This window comes from Streptomyces africanus, assembly GCF_030816955.1.
Lineage (GTDB): Bacteria > Actinomycetota > Actinomycetes > Streptomycetales > Streptomycetaceae > Streptomyces > Streptomyces africanus.
Map to the genome: position 1 here is coordinate 4,736,773 of NZ_JAUSYP010000001.1, position 19,048 is coordinate 4,755,820.

Consider the following 19,048-nt stretch of genomic DNA (forward strand, 5'->3'; position numbering starts at 1 on the left):
GGCAGTATGGGGCCATGACTGAGAGCAACGGATCCGACGCGCGGGATCAGCGGGACCATCGGGACCAGCACGAGCAAGAGGTACAGGCGGCACAGCAGGAGCGGATGCCGGACTGGGAGAAGCGCTTCCGGGCGCCCCGGGTGTCCCTGCCCGACTGGGCGGAGGACGCCCCGGACCGCTCCCTGTTCGTGTCGAACGCGACGGGGACGTACGAGCTGTACGCCTGGGACCGCAAGACGGGCGAGCAGCGCCAGGTGACGGACCGGCCGAACGGCACGACGGACGGCGTGCTGTCCCCGGACGGCGCCTGGATCTGGTGGTTCGACGACAAGGACGGCGACGAGTTCGGCGTCTGGCGCCGCCAGCCCTTCGCGGGCGGCGCGGACGAACCCGCCGCCGAGGGCCTGGGCCCCTCCTACCCGGCGGGCCTCGCCCTCGGCCGTGACGGGCGCACGGCGGTCATCGGCCGCTCGACCGACGAGGACGGCACGACGATCCACCTCGTCCGCACGGGCGAGGAGCCGGTGGAGATCTACCGCCACCGCGAGTCGGCCGGCGTCGGCGACCTCTCCCACGACGGCTCGCTCATCGCCATCGAGCACACCGAGCACGGCGACGCCATGCACTCCGCCCTGCGCGTCCTGCGCACCGACGGCACCCCGGTCGCCGACCTCGACGACACCGAGGGCGGGAGGCGCGAGCTGGGCCTGGAGGTCCTCGGCTTCGCCCCCGTCGACGGCGACACCCGCCTCCTCATCGGCCACCAGCGCCGGGGCCGCTGGGAGCCCCTGGTCTGGGACGTCGCCTCCGGCGAGGAGACGGACCTGGCGCTGGAGCTGCCCGGCGACGTCAGCGCCGAGTGGTACCCGGACGGCACCGGCCTGCTCATCGCGCACAGCTTCGAGGCCCGCAGCGAGCTGTTCCGCTACGACCTGGCGAGCCGCGCCCTGACCGAGATCCCGACCCCGCCCGGCACGGTCTCCGGTGCCACGGCCCGGCCCGACGGCAGCGTGGAGTTCATGTGGTCCTCGGCCGCCGAACCGTCGGCGGTCCGCTCCACGTCCGGCGGTGTCGTGCTCGACCCGCCCGGCATGAAGTCACCCGGCTCGGTGCCGGTGGAGGACGTGTGGGTGGAGGGGCCGGGCGGCCGTATCCACGCACTCGTCCAGAAGCCCAAGGGCAGCACCGGTCCGCTCCCCACGGTCTTCGACATCCACGGCGGTCCGACCTGGCACGACAGCGACTCCTTCGCGGCGGGCCCGGCGGCCTGGGTCGACCACGGCTACGCGGTGATCCGTGTCAACTACCGCGGCTCCACGGGCTACGGCCGTGCCTGGACGGACGCCCTGAAGCACCGCGTGGGCCTCATCGAGCTGGAGGACATCGCCGCGGTCCGCGAGTGGGCCGTCACCTCGGGCCTCGCGGACCCCGACCGCCTCGTCCTGACCGGCGGCTCCTGGGGCGGCTACCTCACGCTCCTCGGCCTCGGCGTCCAGCCCGACGCGTGGGCCCTGGGCATCGCGGTGGTCCCCGTCGCCGACTACGTCACGGCGTACCACGACGAGATGGAAGCGCTGAAGGCGATGGACCGCACGCTCCTCGGCGGAACCCCCGAAGAGGTCCCCGACCGCTTCAAGGCATCCTCCCCCCTCACCTACGTCGACCAGGTCAAGGCCCCGGTCTACATCTCGGCCGGCGTCAACGACCCCCGCTGCCCGATCCGCCAGATCGAGAACTACGTCAAGCGCCTGGAGGCCAGGGGCGCGGTCCACGAGGTGTACCGCTACGACGCGGGGCACGGCTCACTGGTGGTGGACGAACGGATCAAGCAGGTGAGGCTGGAACTGGAGTTCGCGGAGAGGCACCTCAAGGGGCGGCCGAACGCCCAGTAGCTCGGGAGGGCGTGTGGTGTGGCGGCTGCGGGTGCGTCGTGGCTGATCGCGCAGTTCCCCGCGCCCCTTGGGGCGTGAATCCACCGCTCGGCGATCACGCCCCCGCCCGCTCCCGCCGCCTCCGCCCCAGCAACTCCGCCAACCCCCGCCGCGTAGCCGCCAGCACCACCCGATCACCGGCCCCCAGCACATACGTGGAAGGCAGATCCCACACCAGCCCCGAAGCCGGCGCCCCTTCCTCCTCCGGAGTCTCCCCCTCACCCCGCCGCCCCCCAGGAGGTGCCGTGTTGAGCGCCAGCACCCGCCACGCCCCCGCCCGGAACGCCTGCCCGACCGTCCGCCCCTCCAGCTGCGGATGCCCGGCCACCTCCACTTCCGCGAACAGCAACACCCGCCGCTCGACCGGAATCGCCCCCAGAATCTGCCGCCCCATCATCGCCCCGGCGAACGCGGGCGCGGCCAGATGGGACACACTCCGGCTCCGGGTCAGGGCGAACGGATGCGCGGCCCGCAGCGTCCGGTACACCGCGGTGGCGAAGTCGTCGTCGTACAGCCGCAGCACCACCCGCAGATCGGGCCGCACGGACCGTGCGTACAGCGCGGCCTCGAGGTTCGTCGTGTCCGCACTGGTCAAGGCCAGCAGCGCATGCGCCCGATGGATCTTCGCGGCCTCCAGCACCCCTTCCTGCGTGACGTCCCCGAGCACCACCGGCACCCGCAGCCGCCGCGCCGTGGCCATCCCCCGGGCCTCCGGGTCGGACTCGACGCACACCACGGGAATGTGCAGTTCCCGCAGCCGCGTCAGCACCCGCGTGCCGATCTTGCCGAGCCCGAGCAGCACCACGTGCCCGCCGAGCCCCCGCGGCGGCTTCCGCAGCGCCGACGCGCTGCGGAACGTGCCCAGTGCCTCCAGCACCGCGGCCAGCAGCACCGGCAGCAGCAGCAACCCGACCAGCCCGGACAGCAGTTGCAGCACCTGCCGCCCGGTCGACGCGTGGTACGCGGGATCGTTGATGCCGAACAGGTCGAGGAGCGTGACGTACGTGGCGTACAGCGGATGCTCCCCGGTCACGAACATGAACGCGACGGCGAGCGCGAGCACACACCCCACCAATCCGGCCAGCGACCACCGCAGCCGCCGCGAGAACAGCGAGGCGAACGGCGGCACAGCACCCCGCCCGGCGGGCAGGGACGGCCCGGAGTACGACACCTGCTCCAGGACGACGGTCCCGCGCCCGGTCGCCGACGCCACCGCCGTCTCGTCCGGCAGCAGTCGCGGTCCCTGCTCCCCGCTGCCCTCGGAACCGTCCGCCCCGGCCGGGTCGTTGCTGGTCGCGGACAGCAGCGCCAGGGTGCACAGGCCGGGGTCGGCCACCTCGCCCGGCCGCGGCGGCTGCCGCTCCACGGCACGCAGGACGAGCCCTTCGGTCTGGACGACCTTGCTGGTGCCGACGAGGGCGGTGGCGGCCAGCGCGGGAGCGGCCGTGTCGGCGTCGGACAACACGGTCGTCGACGCGTCCAGTCCACCGCCCGTGCCGGGCCCCGTGCCGGAGGCCACCGCCGCCGTCTGGTCGAGCAGTTCCTCGATGTGCTGGCCCAACCGCCGGTTGTACAGCCGGAGTACGAGCCGGATGCGGGGGTTGAGCCGGCGGGCGGTGAGCGCGGCGCGGATGTTGGTCTCGTCGTCGTCGTACACGAGCGCCAGAGCGGCCGCCCGGTCGGCGCCCACGTCGGTGAGCACGGCCTCGGTGACCTCGGGGGCCTCCACGATCTGCTCGTTCGCGGCCGGTTCGGCGGCGCCCGTGCCCGTCCGGTTGACGGCCGCGCTGACCCGGTCGAGCAGGGCCGCCGAGGCGGCCCGGGCCCGCCCGACCACCGGCTGCCGTACCCGGCGCCCCGAGGTCGGCACCACGAGCGTGACCTGTTCGCCGTACACACCGCGCAGTTCGGCGGCCAGCCGGTGCGCGAGCCCGTCGTCCCCGCACACGATCATGTGCGTGGCCGGATCACCTGGCAGACCTTGGTTCGGAACGCTCCCCACAAGGGAGAAGACTGCCTCACCGGGACGGCTGGTTCCAGAAGGGGACAGCGGTGGCTGAACGCCCGGCGTGGCCCGGCCGTAAGGAAGGGGAGGCAATGCCCGTGCGCACGACCGGAGGTACCGGGCCCGTGGCCACCACGAAACCCGCCCCGCAGGAGACCGACGAGACGGTCGGGAACGAGACCACCGAACCGGTCGCCGACAAGGGCCCAGGCCCGGACGACGCCCGCCACCCGAGCCCGGACGAGGCCCGCCACCTCAACTCACCCCTCCTGCTCACTCTCCTCCTGCTCACGGCGGTGATGCTCCAGGGCCCGATCCGCGGGGCCCTGTCCGCACCGGTGATGCAGAGCTGGATGACGGTGTTCGTCGCGGTCATGGTCCAGGCACTGCCGTTCCTGGTGCTCGGCGTGCTGCTGTCGGCGGCGATCGCGGTGTTCGTGCCGCCGTCCTTCTTCGCCCGGGCTCTGCCGAAGCGCCCGGCCCTGGCGGTGCCGGTCGCGGGCGTGGCGGGCGCGGTGCTGCCGGGCTGCGAGTGCGCGTCGGTGCCGGTGGCCGGGGCGCTGGTCCGCCGGGGGGTCACACCGGCGGCGGCGCTGGCGTTCCTCCTCTCGGCACCCGCCATCAACCCCATCGTGCTGACGGCGACGGCCGTGGCCTTCCCCGGAAAGCCGGAGATGGTCCTGGCCCGTTTCGTCGCGAGCCTGCTGGTGGCGTGCGCGATGGGCTGGCTCTGGCACCGCGTCGGCCGCACCGACTGGCTGCGCCCGCCGGACAGACCGACGTACGAGGGGCAGGGCAAGGGCGCGGCCTTCTGGGGTTCGGTGCGCCATGACGTGACGCACGCGGGCGGTTTCCTGGTGGTCGGCGCGATGGCCGCGGCGACGCTGAAGGCGGTGGTGCCCGAGGAGTGGCTGCGCGCGGCGGCCGGCAACCCGGTGTTCTCGGTGCTGGCGCTCGCGGTGCTCGCCGTCCTGCTGTCCATCTGCTCGGAGGCGGACGCGTTCGTGGCGGCGTCCCTGACCCAGTTCTCGCTGACGGCCCGTCTGACGTTCCTGGTCGTGGGGCCGATGATCGACCTGAAGCTCTTCGCGATGCAGGCGGGCACCTTCGGCCGGGCCTTCGCCCTGCGCTTCGCCCCCGCGACGTTCGCCCTGGCCGTCGTCGTGTCGGCCCTGACCGGAACGGTCCTGCTGTGAACCGCCTGGCCCAGACGGCCCTCCTCTTCCTGCTCGGCGCGACACTCCTGCACGCCGGCCTGACCGACCTGTACCTGCGCTACGTCAAGGCGGGCCTGCGCCCGCTGGTGCTGGTGGCGGGCGTGGTGCTGATCGCGACGGCGGCGGCGACCCTCTGGTACGAACGCCGCCGCGCACGCGGGCAACAGCACCACCACCACGAGCCCCGCATCTCCTGGCTCCTCACCCTCCCCGTCCTCGCTCTGATCCTGGTCTCCCCGCCGGCCCTGGGCTCCTACAGCGCGGCCCACACGGGCACGGCCCTGACGAAGCCCTTCGGGTTCCCGGACCTCCCCGCCGGTGAACCCCTCCGCCTCGGCGTGGCCGACTACGCGGGCCGAGCGGTGTACGACAAGGGCCGCTCCCTCCGCGACCGCGAGCTGAAGATCACCGGTTTCGTCACCCTGGACCGGTCGGGCACCCCCTACCTGGTCCGCATGGGCCTCAACTGCTGCGCTGCGGACGCCCAGCCGGTCAAGATCGCCCTGACCGGCAGGATCCCCCCGGTCCTGAGCCCGGACACCTGGCTGGAGATCACCGGCCGTTACACACCCCGCCGGACCAAGGACCCGGTCAACGACGGCCCGATCCCGTACCTCGACGTCACCAGCGCCAGACCGGTACCGGTACCGACCGACCCGTACGACGAGACGTGGAACACCTGAGCCCCGCGTACCGGATGCCAGCACGCCGCGTAGTAGAACAGCCACTTCCGGGTACTCGGGAATCTCGCTGATCAGCGAGGGGGAGGCATGACCGCATCGACTCGCGAGACCGGAACCGGGACGCGGCCCGACCGCGCGGCGGAACCCACCCGGGACCTCATGACCGAGGCCCGCGAGCAACTCGCGAAGGCCGACAGCAAGGCCGGTCTGACCCTGGCGACCCTGGGCGCGGCCCTGACCGCCCTGCTGGGCGCGATCGCGGGCGGCCTCATCGTGCCGGGCCAGTACGCCGTGGTCCCGCAACTCCTGGTCTGGTCCGGCTGTGCGGCCTGCGCCCCGTCCCTCGTCCTCCTCGGTCTGGCCGTATCGCCCCGACGCACCTCCCAGGCCTCGTCTTCCACAGACGCGGGGCAGTCGGAAGCCCTGTCCCGCACGGCCCGGCTCAAGTACCGCTGCATACGGCGGGCGATGGCCTGGGGCGCGGCTTTCCTCACCCTCACCCTGGCGGGAACGCTGGCCGGGCTGCTGTCTTAGCAGCCAGCAGCCAGCAGCCCACTCAGATCACTGCGACTCATCCAGGACATGGGGGTTGTACACCCAGACCGCGACCTCGCCGCCGCAGTCCAGACACGCGGTCATCGCGAGCGCCCGGTTGACCTGCCTGGCGCCGTCCTCGCTGCTGACGGTCCCGGCCATCGGCCTGCCCTCCCGCTTCATGTCCCGCAGATGGATCAGACTGGCCGGGTAGAGCCGCAGGCACGTCGCGCACTGCAGCGCGGCGCGCATTGCGGCCCGGGCCTGCGGTGCCTGATCGCCGAACCTCTCCGACAGCGCCTGGTACAGCGGGTAGAGGTCACCGGCCGACGCCGCGTCGATGGTCGTCTTCAGCAGCGCGACGTCACCGGCGGCGGCATCGCGGCTGAACGCGTCGAAGTCCTCGTGCACCGGGCAGTGCCGGTCCCCGACCACCAGCTCCCGCCGGGGCGGCGCACCGGCTCCGGCGGTCGAGGCGTCCCCGACGAACCTGACGAAGACTCCGCCGCGGTCGTTGAAGGTGTTGTGGACGACCCGGTACCGCGAGGTCGTCACATCGTCCCCCAGCCCGTGCCGGGCGAGCACCGCCCCGATGAAGTCGTCGTCGGCCTGCCGGACGTCACCGATCCACAGGCCCTCCAACTCCCCGGCGCCGTCCCGCAGAAGCACGTACGCGTCATCGGCGGACCGCCCCTGCTCCTGATCCACGTACGGGTGCGGCTCGTCCCCAGACCGCCGCTCCCACCGCTCCCGCCGCTTCCGAAACAGTCCCATGGCTCGCCAACCCTCCGGTTCACGCACTCGACGGCTCACGCCCGCGCCACGCCCACGCCCCGCCTCTTCCGCCCCCGCCCTACGTCAGCTTCCGTCCCCCGCGCTTCTCGGCCCAGGACAGCACCTTCCACGGCAGCAACGGCATCACGTTCCGGTCGGCGGGCATGGCACCACACCGGCGGCGGGACGGGTCCCGGCCGCGGCCGGGACCGGGACCGGGGTTCAGCGAGGCGCGGCGGTCGTCCCCCGCACCACGAGCCGAGGCGCGACGACGTCCTCGCCGGTCGCGGCCTCCTCACCTTCCAGACGTGCGACGGCCCGGCCGACCGCGAGCCGGGCGAGGCGCGGGATGTCCTGGCCGACGGTGGTGAGGTCGATGTGGGCCAGCCGGGCCAGGTGGCTGTCGTCGAAGCCGACGACGGAGATGTCGCCGGGAACCATGACACCGGAGCGGAGGAACACGTCGAGAACGCCGGTCGCACAGCGGTCGTTGAAGGCCAGCACAGCAGTGGGGCGCGGGCGGGCCACCAGCAGGCCGCGGGCGGCAGCGGCACCTTCCTCCTCGGTCAGCCCGCCGGCCAGGACTCGGATGTGGCCGGACAGGCCGTGGCGGTTCATGGCGGTGCGGTAGCCGCGGCGCCGGTCGGCCGCGCCCGGCGCCCGGCCGCCGTCGACATGGGCGATGTCCCGGTGCCCGAGGCCGACGAGATGGTCCACGGCCTGGCGGGCTCCCTCGTCGTCGGCGGTCCGTACGACCTCCAGCCCCGGGACGGGCGAGCGCAGCCGGCGGGCCACGGAGACGACCGGCACCTGCACGGCGAGTTCCGCCAGTCGCGCGGCCGGGGCCTGCGGACCGAGCAGGACCAGCGCCTCGCAGCGGTCGGCGAGCAGCGTCTCGACGGCACGCTGCTCGCCGCGCCCGGCGGCCACGGCACTCAGCGCGATCTGGTACCCGGCCGGTTCGGCCGCCGCGTAGATGCCCTCGACCAGGTCGGCGTGGAACGGCTGCTGGAGGCCGAACTGCACCCCGAGGAGCCGGGACCGCCTGCTGCGCAACAGCCGCGCCCGGGCGTCCGGACGGTAGCCGAGGTCCCGCGCCGCCTGGAGGACACGCTCCCGCGTGGCCGCACCGGCGCCCTTCGCGTCCCGCATCACGATGGAGACAAGCGCCGTGGACACACCGGCCCGCGCGGCGACGTCCGCGAGCGTCGGCCGCTTTCCGTCCGGGGCCGCCGGGGTCTCTGGCACGGGTTCCTCCCTGGTCGGGTCGTCACCGGAAGCCGATCCTAGAACGTTCTAGCCCCTGCGGGCGATGTAGGGCAGACTCCTAGAACGTTCTAGTCGACGTTCTAGTCGGCGCTCTAGTCGGATCGCTCAAGACGAGAGGAAACTGGCGATGGTGTACACCCTGGCGGTCTGCGCCGAAATGGTCTTCCTGGACCTGCCGATCGACGAGCGGGCCCGGCGCATCCACGACGCCGGCTTCCAGGCCGAGATCTGGGACTGGACCCGGCACGACCTCGACGCCCTGGCCCGCACCCCGGCCGAGTTCTCCTCGATGACCGGCTACATCCGCGGCACCCTGACCGACGAGGAGGGCGCGGCGGAGCTCCTGCGCACCGCCGAGGCGTCGATCCGGGCGGCCGAGCAACTGGGCTGCCCCCGCCTGAACCTGCACGGCACGGGCCTGGACGACAAGGGCCTGCCGGTAGCGCCGGTGACCGGCGACCCCACGGGCCCGCTGTGGATCACCGCCCACCACACCCTCACCCGCCTCGCCGAGCTGGGCGAGAGGGCCGGCGTGGTCTTCACACTGGAGAACCTCAACACGGCCGTCGACCACCCCGGCGTCCCGTTCGCGACCGCGGCCGACACCCTGGCCCTGGTCCAGGCGGTGAACCGCCCCGGCCTGCGGATGAACCTGGACCTCTACCACGCCCAGATCGGCGAGGGAAACCTGATCGAACTGGTCCGCAAGGCCCACGCCCTGGACCTGATCGGCGAGATCCAGGTGGCCGACGTCCCCGGCCGCCGCGAACCCGGAACCGGCGAGATCAACTACCCCGCCGTCGCCCGCACCCTGAAGGAGATCGGCTACGAGGGCACGGTCGCGATGGAGGCCTGGGCCTCCGGCGACAGCGAACTGGCGCTGGAGCGCTTCCGCTCGGCTTTCACGCTCTGATTAACTCACCAGTATTAATCGTGGACGTGTTCCTACAGGGAACGTCCGTTCGGTCAATTCCGGCTGAGAGGCAAGAAGAACAGGCCACATCCCGTCCCGTCTGTTTGCCGGGGCTCGGCTCGGCGGCAACATGGTCAGACGCTTGAACGGCGAACTGCGCCGCGGAGTGAGATCGTCGGGGGTGCTGGTGAATCACGTGTGGCCGCCGTCCACCTTTCTCGGCCGGCTGCGGAACACGACACGCGAAGAACTCCTGGGGCAGGGCACCCCCATCGCCTATCCGACACATCGCGCGCTGCTGCAGCAGGGCGACGACAGCCGGCACGTCCTGTTGATCACGAGGGGTGTCGTGAAGGTCGTCGCCAGCGCGGAGAGCGGCTACGACATGCTGCTCGCCGTCCGTATAGCGGGCGACTTGGTGGGCGAGATGGCGGCCTTCGAGGAGCGTCCCAGGTCCGGCACGGTGATCGCGTGCAGTGACGTGACCGCGCGGATCATCCAGGTGCAGGCGCTGGAGACCTTCCTCACCCGGCACCCGGACGCCATGCGGGCCATCCTCCAGATGCTGTGCGCCCGGCTGCGCTGGGCCAACCGGCGCCGGGTCGACTTCCAGGCCTACGACTCGCTGACCCGGCTGGCCCGGGTCCTGGCCGAGTTGTGCCAGGCCTATGCCCAGCCCGCGCCGGACGGTGACGGCAGGCGATGCGACCTCGGTGTGACGCTCACCCAGAAGGAACTCGCGTCGCTGGCAGGTCTGAAGCTCAACACGGCCGAAAAGAGCCTGGCCGCACTGACAGCCCAGGGACTGGTGGAACGCAGTTACCGCAACATAACCATCTGTGACGTTCCGAAGTTGATGGAATTCGCCAAAGTCGTTGCCGACAACCCGTACTGATACGGAATCGCTTCGCGCACTCTCTCCTAACCTCTCGGACAGCACTTCGTGGGCAGTGTCTGCCCATCGCCTGCCCAGAGAGGAATGATCGGGTGGCTGCGTGGCCTGACTTCTATCCCTGCACCTGCATAGCCGTGGACGCACAGTCCTACGGAAGCAAGAACGACCGTAGGCAGTCCGAAATCCAGCACGATCTGCCGAGGCTCCTCGACCGTGCCGCCAGAGGCGCCGGCCTGGACCGCGCGCAGTGGCACATCCAGCGCAAGGGCGACGAGCAGCTGGCGATCCGGCCCGTCGACGGCAAGGAACCGCGCCTGGTCGACGACTACGTCCGCCATCTCGTCGCCGAGCTGCGCGAGTACAACGCCCAGCGCGTTCCCGAGGCCCGGATGCGGCTGCGGGCCGTCGTCCACCAGGGGCTGGTGGAGCTGGCCGACAACGGCTTCGCCGGCACGGCCGTGGTGGCCACGGCCCGTCTGCTGAACGCGCCCGCGCTCTACGACGCCCTGGCCGCCTGCCCCCCGAGGCCGACCTGGCGCTGTTGCTGTCCGACGACGTCTTCCGGTCCACGGTGGCGGGCGGGCACACGACCCTGGCCACTGAGGACTTCACCCGCGTCACCGTCCATGTGAAGGAGTACGAGGCCACGGCCTGGCTGTGGGTGCCCGCGTCCGGCGCACCGGCCGCGGCCTCGCATGAGCCCGGGGCCGCGCAAAGGGGGAAGCACGCGGCCCCGGTGCCGGGGGAGCCCGCGGCGGACCGGCCCGAGCCGGCCGCCGCGGGCGGGACGGGGATCAGCAACGCCTACCAAGGCGACAACATCAACGTCACCAACATCGCCGGCCCGGTGGACGCCCGGGGTGCCGTCTTCGGCTTCGGGAGCGCCGGTGGCTGACGACACGGACGCGGACGGCGGGCTGGACATATCGCCGCCCGTCCCCGCAGCCGTCCAGGACGCCGAGCCGCCCGAGCCGGAGGACGACGGCAGCGCGCCGCGGGCCGGGGACGAGGACCCGGGCCCGGACAAGGCCCCCGAGCAGCGCCCAGAGCCGGACGAACGGGAGGAGGACGACCGCGGCTACGACGACCTCCGCCGCGTCCACCAGCTCGTCAACAACAACTTCTACGGCGTCGTCGACGCGGCCGGGGCGGCATTCGGCTTCGGCCCCGCCTCCTCCCCGGGGCTCGCTCCCGGCACCATCGAGCCCGAGGAGGCGGACCGGGCCCTGCGGTACTACCTGCCCCCGCGGCCCTGCTTCGACGAGGCGCTGGGCAGGCTGCGCGCGGACGGCCTCGTGGTCCTGACCGGTCAGGACGGCTGCGGCCGGGGCGCGGGTTCCCTCGCCCTGCTCAGGGACATCCTGGGCGAGCAGGCCAGGCTGCGCAGCCTGTCGCCCGCCAACGCCCTCGCCGGGCTGGCGGCCTCACGGGACCTCAAGCCGGGCCTGGGCTACGTCATCCTCGACTACGTCGGCGAGCTGCCCGACCAGGCCGTGCAGGCGTACGAGATCGGGCGGCTGAGCGAGGAGCTGCACCGCAAGGGGTCGTACCTGGTGATCACGGCGGGCGACACGACCCGTCGGCGGCTGGCGCTGCGGGACCGCTGTGTGCCCTGGCAGCCCCCGGACCCCGTAGAGCTGTTCGAACACTGCCGGGAGAAGCTGCCGCCCTCCGGCCTCACGCCGGACGTGGAGCAGGAGCTGCTGGAGCGGGTCGGCGAACAGCGGCGGCCCGCGGACGTCGTCGCGGCGGCCGTGGCCCTGTGCCGGGACGGCGCGGAGAAGGCGCTGGACACCCTGCGGGACCGGTACCGGGAGCGGGTCCAGGAGTGGTTCCGCGATCAGCCGTCCGCGGACGACCTGCTCCCGCTCGCGGCGCTGGCCTTCCTGGAGGGCGTCCCGGAGCGGACGTTCGAGAAGGAGTGCGCCGCGCTCGCCGCCCACGTGCGCAACTGGGAACAGAGCGGCGAGACGCCGGTCGCGGAGCCGGACGTCGAGGCCAGGACGCCGTCGGGCGGCGCGGTGGCCCAGCAGTCCAGGGCCCGGTGGAAGGAGCGGGTGGTGGGACTCGTGACCACCGAGCACCGCCCGGGTCCGGGCCGGGACGCCGTGCGCAGCGAACGGCGCCTGGTCTTCACCTCGTCGCGCGTCCGCGAGCTCGTCATCGCGGAGCTGCACGACCTGTACGGCTACGAACTCTGGTACCCACTGCGCCAGTGGCTGGGCGAGCTGGCCCTGCGGGGCGACCTCGGCACCCGGACGGAGGTGGCCCGGGGCGTCGCGCTCCTGGCACGGTACGCGCTGGTCGAGGTCGACGAGAACCTGCTGCAGATGTGGTCCGAGGGCATCACCAGCCAGCGGGTGACCGCCGCGCTGACGCTCCAGTTCATGTGCGACGTGGAGCATCTCGCCCCGCAGGCCCTGAACATCGTCCTGAGCTGGACGGACAACAGCGGCCAGGGCCGTGCCGTGACGGCGGCCATGGCACTGACGGGCCGCCTGGGCTCCCTCTACCGCCTGGACGCGTTCAACGGGCTGTGGTTCCTGGCACAGCGCGGGGAGCGGGTCGCGTTCTCGGCCCGGCGTTCCCTCGTCCTGCTGCTCCAGACCGCCGAACAGGATCCCGAACGCGTCCTGTTCACCCTCCGGTACGTACGGACGGTGATCGCCAGGACGGCGCCACGCTCCCGGGAGCGGTCGATCGCACTGCGAACCGCCCTGCAGTTGCTGGAGGCCACCCGGCTGGAGGTCCCGGAGCCCGTCACCGCGGCACTCCTGCGTACCGTCCCCGACAGCGCCCGCCAGCTCGGGTCACTGTGGGCGGACGTCCTGCACAGCGGCAACCGGAGCCGGGCGGTCAGCGCGCTGTGCCGCACGCTGGTGCAGTTGCGGGACGACCCGTCCGTCACCGGCGCCGTACGCGAACTCGGCGAGGCCATGCGGAAGGCCATGAGCGGGCGCCAGTGGGCCGCCCTGTGCCACCACCTGTCCATCGCCCTGAAGCACCCCGACTACGCGATCCCCGGCGCCCACCGCTTGGCGCAGGTCCTCCTCGGATCGCTGCGCGGACGGGCACCGGCCGAGTCCCGGCGCTCCGCCGCGTCCCTCATGTCCACCGCTCCCGTCCCTTCCTCTCCTGGAGGTCGAAGCAAGTGAACTACCCGGTCATCGCCGAGCACATACTGGCCACGGTCCAGGGCACCTGGTGGTCTCGGCGTCGCCGCCGCGAGGACGTACCGCCGCTTCCGCCCGGCGCGGCCTACGTCTTCAGGGTCGGCGGGAACTACCGCACGTTCCCCGAGGGGATGGTGTTCGACCCGTCCCACCCCGACGTGCTCGACGCCTCCTCGGTCAGCCTGGTCGACACCCGGGCGCGCCTCGTCGACGTGGAGCGCCCCCTGCCGTCGATGAGCGAGGCGGACAACTTCACCATGCGGGCGTCCTTCACCTGCCAGGTGACCGACCCGACGGTCATCGCCCGGCAGGGCATCATCGATGTCACCGTTCCCCTGCGCGCCTACCTGATGGGCGACAGCGACCTGCCGAGAGTCAGCGCCGGGCACCGCGTGGAGGAGGTCAACGCGGTGCGCACGGAGGCAAGCCATCGTATGACCGCCTACAGCGCGATCGTGCCGCCGCGCGTCGCGGGCATGAGCGTCGAGTTCGTCAGCGCCGAGGTCCACGCGTCGGAGGACCTGCGGGACTGGGAGCAGAAGCTGCGTGACGAGCGGCGCTCCTGGGAACTGCAACGTGGCCAGCGCGACTTTGAGACCGAGGACGCCCGGCGGATCGCGGAACTGCTGTCCCAGGGATCCGACCACGTGGACGCCTTCGGCATCGCCCGGAAGGAGATGGACGTCACCGAGGTGGCGGCCCGCATCCACCGGATCACCGACGAGGAGTCCGCCCGCCGCCACACGGCTGAGACGGCGGAGCGGTCCCACACGCACGCGCGCGAGACGGCGGAGGCGCAGATGCGCCGCGACATGCTGCTGACGCTGCTGCGACAGATGGGCGGCAGCGAGTACGTCGACTACCACCAGGTCCTGGAACAGGTCCTGCGCGAGACGGGCGGCCAGGCCACGCCCGGCATCTCAGCCGCCGCCGGCACCGCCCGCATGGTCGAGTCGGGACAGGCACGCCCCGGAAGCACGGCAGCGGGCCGGGAGGGCGCGCGCGACGCGCAGGGTGGTTTCGTCAAGGACGAGGACGATCTCGTTGACTGACTTCCTGACGAGCCGTGTGACGGCCTCCGGCACGCCGGGCGGCCAGGGGACCGGCGACAGGGCCGCACGACGGCTGCGTGCCCTCACCGGTGTCGACGAGGAGCTGCTGGCCAGGGTCGGATACGAGCGAAGCAAGTACACGGCCCTCGGCGGGGTGGTGCTCGGCACCTCCGTGATAGCGGCGTTCTCCATGTGGAACTTCGCGACCGAGGCGCTCGGCAGGGTCTCCTTCGTGGCCCTGGTCCCGACCGTCATCTGGATGCTGTTCGTCCTCAATCTCGACCGCTGGCTGGTCACTCCGCAGCCGAACGCCCGGCGACGGGCCGGCCCACTCGTCACCCGCCTGCTGATCGCGCTGATGCTCGGTGTGGTGATCGCCGAGCCGCTGGTGCTGCGCATCTTCCAGACCGCCATCGAGGAACGCGTCGCGGACCAACGTACGGACGTCATCGACCGGTTGCGCACGAATCTGGTCCGCTGCAACCCCGTCCCGTCCACGACGCAGCCCGTCACGCCGAAGGGCTGTGACAGGGCGTACGTCCTCTCCTTCGGCGCGACGCCCGGCGAACGGGGCGAGGAACTGGACGCCTTGCGCTCGGACGCCGCCACCCTGCAGAAGCGGGTGGACCGGGACACCACCAGGCTGGAGGCGATCGACTCCGAGGTACGGGACGAGTGCCGCCGACTGATCCGCATCGCCGCGACCGGCCTCTATCAGCGGACGTCCGAGTGCCTGCGCCTGCGCGACAAGGCGCACGACTACCGGACCACCCACCGCACCAGTGAGAACGAGAAGCGACTCGCCGGCATGCACAGCCGCATCTCGACGATCGAGGCCGAACTGACCTCGTCACGCGGCGCGTTCCTCAAGGACCGGGCCGACGGCATCGAGCGACGGCTGGACGAGGAGCGGCGCAAACAGAAGGAGATCGGGGTCCTGGAACGGATCCGGGCGCTCGATGAACTCGCGAGCGGCAACGCGGTGCTGTTCGTGGGCATCTGGCTGGTCCGCCTGCTGTTCGTACTCCTCGACATGCTCCCCGTGCTGGTGAAGTACCTGAGCGGCGATACCGCGTACGACCGGATGCTCACCAGCGAGAGCAACAGCGCGGTCAAGATCCACGGCGAGGAGGTCCGCCTCACCGAGCGCCGGGCCATGGCGAACCTCGAGATCGCCCAGGACGCCATCGAACAGGAGGTCCGGCGCCACCGCGCCGAGTCGGAGGCGGCAGCCCGGGAACACACGGCGGCGATGAACATCCGGGTCCGGCAGGCGGTGAACGCGCTGGAGGACGAGATCCGCCGCTCGTCGACGGTCTGACACACCCGCCCGCACCAAGGACACGAACACAGCTCCACGGCCGCCCCGCACACCGGGGCGGCCGCCTGACACCGACGGAAAGGAGGGGGAGGCATGACCACACCCGCAGGCGCCCCCGGTACGGGCCCGGACATCGACACCGGCACCGCAACCGACCGCGGCGCGGAACTCGCCAGGGTGCTGCTGTCCGAGGTCCGTGAGGAGCTCGTGAAGGCCGACAACAAGGCCGGTCTCATGCTGGCGTCCCTGGGCGCGGTCCTGACCGCCCTGCTCGGCGCGATCGGCAGCGGCGTCATCGCCCCGCGCCAGTACCCGGTCGTCCCGCAGGTACTCCTCTGGGTGGGCTGCGCCGCCTGCACACCGGCACTCGTCCTGCTCGGTCTGGCCGTGACCCCACGGCTGGGGAGCCCCCACCGCTCCCGCACCCACTACTTCGGCGACGCGAGACTGGTGATGTCGGCCGCACACCTGGAGCGGACGGTCCGCCGCACCGACCCCGTCGCCCGGGACCTGTGCCAACTGGCGGCCCTGTCCCGGACCGTCTGGACCAAATACCGCTGCATACGCCACGCCCTGGCCTGGAGCACGGTCTTCTTCGCGCTCACCCTGCTGGGCATAGTGACGGGGGCGTCGGCTTGACGGCGAGATCTGCCAAGGTGGGGTGACAGGTGACTGATCAGTCGGTATTCGTCCTGGGGAGCGACCTGCAGACCCTGGAGCCGGCCGCGTTCGAGACCGAGGCGGAGTTCCAGGAGCTTCTCGCGCGCCATCCACGGGTACTGGACTTCGGCTCGCTTGCCGACGGTCAGCCGCTGCGACTGGTGCTGGTGGCTCGGGAGATGGGTGTGTCGACGAGCGCGGAGAGCGGTCCGGCGTACTGGCTGGACCACCTCTTCGTCGATGCCGACGGGGTGCCGACGCTGGTGGAGGTCAAGCGCGCGAGCGATACGCGCATCCGGCGCGAGGTGGTGGGCCAGATGCTGGACTACGCGGCGAACGGCGCTCGTTACTGGCCCGGAGCGCTGCTTCAGCGCTCGTTCGAAGAGACGTGTGTCGCGGACGGCCGGCCGCTGGAAGAGGCGTACGGGGAACTACTTCTCGGTGACCGCTCCCCGGAGGAGTTCTGGTCGATGGTCGAGGAGCGGCTGGCCGCGGGGCAGATGCGGCTGCTGTTCGTGGCGGACCGGATCCCGCTGGAGCTGAGGGCGATCGTGGAGTTCTTGAACCGGCAGATGCGCCAGACCGACGTGTACGCGGTCGAGTTGACCCAGTACCGGGGTGACGGTGACCTCCGCGTCCTCGTCCCCCGCATCCACGGGGAGGTCGCCACGGCAGCGAAGTCCCCGTCCGGGCGCCGCACCGCGCAGCGGACCACGCGTGCCGACATGGATGCGGTGATCCGGGCCCGGCTCGCCCCGGAACCGAGTCGGCTGGCAACCGCACTGCTCGATCACGCGGCGGCGCGGGGACGGCTGGAGGGCGGAACGGCCAAGTACCCGAGCATGTCCGTCTACTATCCGGTCGCCGGCCGGCAGGTCCCCATCTGGACGCTGTCCCTGTACGACAACCCCGTGAAGGAGGAACTCGCCTTCAGCTTCGGCTCCCTCACCCATCACCTCGGCCTCGACCGCGCGGCGGCCTTCGCGGAGTCTCTGCCGGCCGTTCCCGAACTGCGGAAGAAGCTGGAGATGCAGCGGCAGAAGGGGTACAAGGGCTGGCCGTCGGTCTCGCTGTCCGCGCTGGCAGCCGAACCCGGCGCCCTCGAGGGGATCCTGGCGGCGATCCAAGAGCTCGTGGACGGCCAGGAAGCCGCTGTCTGAGCGGCGGCCCGCACTCCGCGATCCGCTGATTCCACAGCCGTCACTTCGCGAGCATGGCAGCCGCGTCTTCCTGCTCGATCTCCAGCAACGCCTCCTGCGTGTACGAGTCCATGTCGTCCAGGTACCGGGGAAGGCCCGGATGCACGGAGCAGAAGGTGACACGCGCGGTGAGGAGGTTGTCCGCAAGCCCTCCCTCGGACAGGGAGACATACCCGACCACCGACCGTGTCTGCCTGTCTGGCACGGCCCTCAGCGCTGCACAGGCGTAGCCCAGGCAGCGGCGCAGGAGAGTCCCGCGCCTCTCAGCGCCTGAGGCCGGCAGATCGTAGTCGGTCATGCCGCGGCCATTGACCGTGGCTTCGTAGTGGATGACGTCCTCAAAATCCATGCGCCCGGCACCGGAGTAGCCGGAGCGCAGGGCCGTCAGAAGGTGTGCATCACCGTCGCGGGTCCACCCCGCGTCCGCGATGGCTTGGAAAGGTTCAGGCGCGTCTTCCGTCCGAGCATGTGGTTCAGCCGTCCCGAGGAGTTCGAACATCCGGGCATTCATTCTCACGGTCACTGTTCTCCCGGACCAGGCGTGTCACTCCGTAAGCAAGTCGATTACATACTCCCGGAGCTCGGCCGGCAATTCCCGGAGATCGACCTCCCGAATACGAGCTCAGCCGGTCAGTGGCTTCATCCGCGCCCCGCTCGCGTACGCGCGCCTCGGCATTCGTGATCCTACGGACGAGATCCAGGAAATCAGTAGCACCCATGAACATCCACCTGCTCCGAACCAATAGGGCAGCACGAACAGGATGGGTCATGGAATAAGCGTGCCATGGGCGGCATTCGTTCACCGGGCGGGGCGCCGGCGACCAGGGCCAGCGGGGCCGACTCTGCGTCAGGTGGCCGGTGTCCGGCGTGTCCACGGGCACGGTGTCCAACGTCCTCAACCGGCCGGACCGGGTGGCCGAGCGGACACGGGTCCGGGTGGAGAGGGCGATCGCGGAGCTGGGCTTCGTGCGGCAGACCGGCCCCGCCAGGGAAGCGGCGCACTGGCGCCGGTCCGTCACGCCACGTGGATCTTCACTCCGGCCGCGACCGGCTGGTACCGAAAGAAGGGACCGCAGGATGCGCCCCCTGCGCCGGTCACTGCCGAGCCGTCGCCGGGAGCCCCGGTGCGCGGCCTGGCCCTGGCGCCCAGATCTCCGGTGCCGGTGCTCGACCGCTGTCGCAGGAGCGCGCGACACCCCGCTGACACCCAGAGGCCTGCGAAACGAGTCAGGGGCCTGATCCACTTTCGCGGATCAGGCCCCTGACCTGGTACTTCACTGTCGGGGTGGCGGGATTTGAACCCACGACCTCTTCGTCCCGAATGAGGGTCGGGCGTGATCGACACCGGGCGGTTTGGTGTTTTGCCTGTTCAGAGCGTTGGGGTGCGGTGGTCTTGGGTGGTCTGGGAGGGGCTTGGGGAGC

At 71.5% G+C, this 19,048-nt stretch carries 18 protein-coding genes; 14 read left to right on the forward strand and 4 right to left on the reverse strand.

The annotated features are described in order from the left end of the window. Positions 1 to 14 precede the first annotated feature (14 nt). Complete coding sequence (locus QF034_RS22095) at positions 15 to 1,892, forward strand: S9 family peptidase (protein WP_307176592.1); 1,878 nt, start codon at positions 15 to 17, stop codon at positions 1,890 to 1,892. Between the two features lie 94 nt (positions 1,893 to 1,986). On the opposite strand, the gene QF034_RS22100 is transcribed toward QF034_RS22095, so the two are convergent. Then, positions 1,987 to 3,885 carry an NAD-binding protein gene (locus tag QF034_RS22100; protein ID WP_307176593.1) on the reverse strand — a complete coding sequence of 633 codons (1,899 nt, stop codon included), beginning with the start codon at positions 3,883 to 3,885 and terminating at the stop codon, positions 1,987 to 1,989. Positions 3,886 to 4,028: 143 nt separating this feature from the next. On the opposite strand from QF034_RS22100, the gene QF034_RS22105 reads away from it, so the two are divergent. From QF034_RS22105 to QF034_RS22115, 3 genes are all read left to right on the forward strand, one after another. Next, positions 4,029 to 5,132 (forward strand): permease, encoded by a 1,104-nt coding sequence (locus tag QF034_RS22105; protein ID WP_370880829.1) that lies wholly within the window; start codon positions 4,029 to 4,031, stop codon positions 5,130 to 5,132. Then, a complete protein-coding gene (locus tag QF034_RS22110; RefSeq protein ID WP_307176595.1) occupies positions 5,129 to 5,836 on the forward strand; it encodes a TIGR03943 family putative permease subunit in 708 nt (235 codons plus the stop codon). The genes QF034_RS22105 and QF034_RS22110 overlap by 4 nt, the downstream gene beginning before the upstream one ends. A gap of 87 nt (positions 5,837 to 5,923) precedes the next feature. Next, on the forward strand, positions 5,924 to 6,370 hold the full coding sequence (locus QF034_RS22115; protein WP_307176596.1) for a Pycsar system effector family protein: 447 nt from the start codon (positions 5,924 to 5,926) through the stop codon (positions 6,368 to 6,370). A 27-nt stretch (positions 6,371 to 6,397) separates the two neighbouring features. Here QF034_RS22115 and QF034_RS22120 read toward each other — a convergent pair whose 3' ends face one another. Beyond that, on the reverse strand, positions 6,398 to 7,144 hold the full coding sequence (locus QF034_RS22120) for a hypothetical protein (RefSeq protein ID WP_307176597.1): 747 nt from the start codon (positions 7,142 to 7,144) through the stop codon (positions 6,398 to 6,400). 222 nt (positions 7,145 to 7,366) lie between these two features. Continuing rightward, positions 7,367 to 8,392, reverse strand: a complete 1,026-nt coding sequence (locus QF034_RS22125; protein WP_307176598.1) for a LacI family DNA-binding transcriptional regulator — start codon at positions 8,390 to 8,392, stop codon at positions 7,367 to 7,369. Positions 8,393 to 8,540: 148 nt separating this feature from the next. Between QF034_RS22125 and QF034_RS22130 the strand changes: the two genes are divergently transcribed. From QF034_RS22130 to QF034_RS22170, 9 genes are all read left to right on the forward strand, one after another. Beyond that, positions 8,541 to 9,326: a TIM barrel protein gene (locus QF034_RS22130; RefSeq protein ID WP_307176599.1), complete on the forward strand. Its 786-nt coding sequence runs from the start codon at positions 8,541 to 8,543 to the stop codon at positions 9,324 to 9,326. A gap of 142 nt (positions 9,327 to 9,468) precedes the next feature. Next, entirely contained in the window at positions 9,469 to 10,221 is a 753-nt protein-coding gene (locus QF034_RS22135) for a Crp/Fnr family transcriptional regulator (RefSeq protein WP_307176600.1), read from the forward strand. Positions 10,222 to 10,313: 92 nt separating this feature from the next. Next, a complete protein-coding gene (locus tag QF034_RS22140; RefSeq protein ID WP_307176601.1) occupies positions 10,314 to 10,853 on the forward strand; it encodes a hypothetical protein in 540 nt (179 codons plus the stop codon). Further along, complete coding sequence (locus QF034_RS22145) at positions 10,850 to 11,116, forward strand: hypothetical protein (RefSeq protein ID WP_307176602.1); 267 nt, start codon at positions 10,850 to 10,852, stop codon at positions 11,114 to 11,116. Before QF034_RS22140 ends, QF034_RS22145 begins: the two co-directional genes overlap by 4 nt. After that, a complete protein-coding gene (locus QF034_RS22150; RefSeq protein WP_307176603.1) occupies positions 11,109 to 13,376 on the forward strand; it encodes a hypothetical protein in 2,268 nt (755 codons plus the stop codon). The genes QF034_RS22145 and QF034_RS22150 overlap by 8 nt, the downstream gene beginning before the upstream one ends. Next, positions 13,373 to 14,446, forward strand: a complete 1,074-nt coding sequence (locus QF034_RS22155; protein ID WP_307176604.1) for a hypothetical protein — start codon at positions 13,373 to 13,375, stop codon at positions 14,444 to 14,446. The genes QF034_RS22150 and QF034_RS22155 overlap by 4 nt, the downstream gene beginning before the upstream one ends. Continuing rightward, a complete protein-coding gene (locus QF034_RS22160) occupies positions 14,439 to 15,767 on the forward strand; it encodes a DUF4407 domain-containing protein (protein ID WP_307176605.1) in 1,329 nt (442 codons plus the stop codon). The genes QF034_RS22155 and QF034_RS22160 overlap by 8 nt, the downstream gene beginning before the upstream one ends. Before the next feature lie 93 nt (positions 15,768 to 15,860). Beyond that, positions 15,861 to 16,406, forward strand: a complete 546-nt coding sequence (locus tag QF034_RS22165; RefSeq protein WP_307176606.1) for a Pycsar system effector family protein — start codon at positions 15,861 to 15,863, stop codon at positions 16,404 to 16,406. Positions 16,407 to 16,435: 29 nt separating this feature from the next. After that, positions 16,436 to 17,587 carry a PDDEXK family nuclease gene (locus QF034_RS22170; RefSeq protein WP_307176607.1) on the forward strand — a complete coding sequence of 384 codons (1,152 nt, stop codon included), beginning with the start codon at positions 16,436 to 16,438 and terminating at the stop codon, positions 17,585 to 17,587. A gap of 40 nt (positions 17,588 to 17,627) precedes the next feature. Here QF034_RS22170 and QF034_RS22175 read toward each other — a convergent pair whose 3' ends face one another. Next, positions 17,628 to 18,125, reverse strand: a complete 498-nt coding sequence (locus QF034_RS22175) for a hypothetical protein (protein ID WP_307176608.1) — start codon at positions 18,123 to 18,125, stop codon at positions 17,628 to 17,630. Positions 18,126 to 18,493: 368 nt separating this feature from the next. Here QF034_RS22175 and QF034_RS22180 point away from each other — a divergent pair, with 368 nt between their 5' ends. Continuing rightward, positions 18,494 to 18,865 (forward strand): LacI family DNA-binding transcriptional regulator, encoded by a 372-nt coding sequence (locus QF034_RS22180; RefSeq protein WP_370880830.1) that lies wholly within the window; start codon positions 18,494 to 18,496, stop codon positions 18,863 to 18,865. Positions 18,866 to 19,048 lie beyond the last annotated feature (183 nt).